Below are 1,714 nucleotides of genomic sequence, written 5' to 3'. Positions count from 1 at the left end.
ACAGAACCCGAAACGGACGCCCGAAGGGAGTTCGAAAGGGAAGCCCGAAGAGAAGCCGGAACGGAACCTGGTGTCGGGCCCTTGACATCAGGTGTGCGGTTTCCGCACAGTGTGTGGAAACCGCACACCTGATGAAGGGGAACCCGTCATGGCCGTGTCCATCACCCGTACCGCCGACCGCACGACGATCGACTGGGAGCGCACCGACGACCCGCAGGGATACGTCGTTCAGGCCATCGACAGCGGCCGTCTGGAGCACGCCCTGACCGCACTGGGTCTGCACACGTTCGAAGCCCTGTCCGCGCTCAACGAGTTCGAGCGCGCCGACATCCTGCGGTCCACCGCAGCGCTCAGCGCGGAGCTGACCCGCAGGGTCCGGCACCTGACCGTGGCCGCCCGCGACGACGGCATGACCTGGGGCACGCTCGCCTCCCAGCTCACCGGCGACCCCCACGCCCGCAGCACCGCCCGCAGCACCTACGACGCCGGGCTGCGCCAGATGGGCCGCCCCACCACCACCTGACCCGCGCACCGAAAGGGTGGCGGAAGGCCGGCCCCCGCGCGTCGCCAGGCCGGAAGCCGCGGGCACCCTCACACCTCACAGCCCGCACCGCGCGCTGACCTGAGGGGAAGGGCTGTGAGGCACACACCTCGCAGCCCCGCCGAAGGCGCCGGAACGGTTCATCGGGCGCCGCCGGCCCCGGCCGGGCCGGCCGTGTACGTCAACGTCTCCCCGCGTACGTCACCCACTTCACGTACCGCCGCGCCCCGGGGCCGAACCCACCCCGGACCCCGGCGCGCTGACCTGCTGTGACAGGTGGAACTAACCATGGGTTCCGCTGGAACTAACCATGGCCGACGGCGGGGAGCGATCCGCCGTGTGCGCAGTCACCGTCCGGGGATGCGCAACGGTGCTGCGCACTGCGCAATCACCGCTGCGCATCGGTTCTGACCTGCGGTTATGGGTGGAACTAACCATGGCTTCGCTGGAAACTAACCATGGGTTCCAGCCGCTCGAGCCGCCGGTTGCGCAGTGCTCCGGTTGCTGTTGGCGACAAGTCGACTACGGTCGGCGATGGCTGCGCAGTCAGCACGCACACTGCGCAGCCGTTCAACCATGCGTTCACCGCTCCCCCGCCGCTCCCCGCGTTTTAGGGCCGTGACCTGCACTAGCGATGTCTGACGGGGGCGGCCTGGACGCGGACTTCCCCCTCTGCCTGCCCTTCCCCCGGACCCGGGTGGGAGATGGCGGGGTTAGGGCCGCGGGCAGGCAGCGGCGGGAACGGGCGGATCGGGCCCCTGCGGCCGACATGGCGGCCTGGGCGCCGGTGACCGGCACCGACGGACCCCGGGCCGGCTGCTCGCTCAGCGTCCTCTGCGCCACCGCCCGAGGCCTGCCCAGCGGCGGCGGACGCGCCGGTTGTTCCACTTCACGGCACGCTCGATCTGGTTCAGGTCAAGCCCGGTCTCCTCGGCCAGCTCCTGCGCGCGGATTCCGTCGGGGTGCGTGACCAGGGCACGGCCGATCTTGCCCGTCCACAGTTCTTCGGGCACGAACGGCCGCTGTTCGTACTGCTCCACGAGCTGGGCCAGGTGCTCACGCGAGCAGGTGACGATCATGCGCTTCCCGTCGAACTTCGCGTTGACCGCGTGGATCGACGAGGAATCCGGCACCAGAGCGTAGAGCTCCTCATCATCGGCGGTGATCACCGCC

The 1,714-nt window shown here is 69.9% G+C and carries 2 protein-coding genes; one reads left to right on the top strand and one right to left on the bottom strand.

The features are described from left to right. Window positions 1-148: 148 nt before the first annotated feature. Window positions 149-523, top strand: coding sequence for a hypothetical protein (locus tag O3W51_RS47880; protein ID WP_269290372.1), 375 nt, complete (start codon window positions 149-151; stop codon window positions 521-523). A gap of 842 nt (window positions 524-1,365) precedes the next feature. Here the strand turns inward: O3W51_RS47880 and O3W51_RS47875 are convergent. Beyond that, window positions 1,366-1,714, bottom strand: a 349-nt coding sequence (locus O3W51_RS47875) for a hypothetical protein (protein WP_269290369.1), incomplete at its 5' end; no start/stop codon positions are given.

The organism is Streptomyces sp. H39-C1 (assembly GCF_027158125.1).
Lineage (GTDB): Bacteria > Actinomycetota > Actinomycetes > Streptomycetales > Streptomycetaceae > Actinacidiphila > Actinacidiphila fildesensis.
This window is presented reverse-complemented; position numbering and strand designations above follow the sequence as displayed.

Coding starts and splice junctions, on each gene's coding strand:
- O3W51_RS47880 (WP_269290372.1), top strand. CDS start 149: ATGGCCGTGTCCATCACCCGTACCGCCGACCGCACGACGATCGACTGG.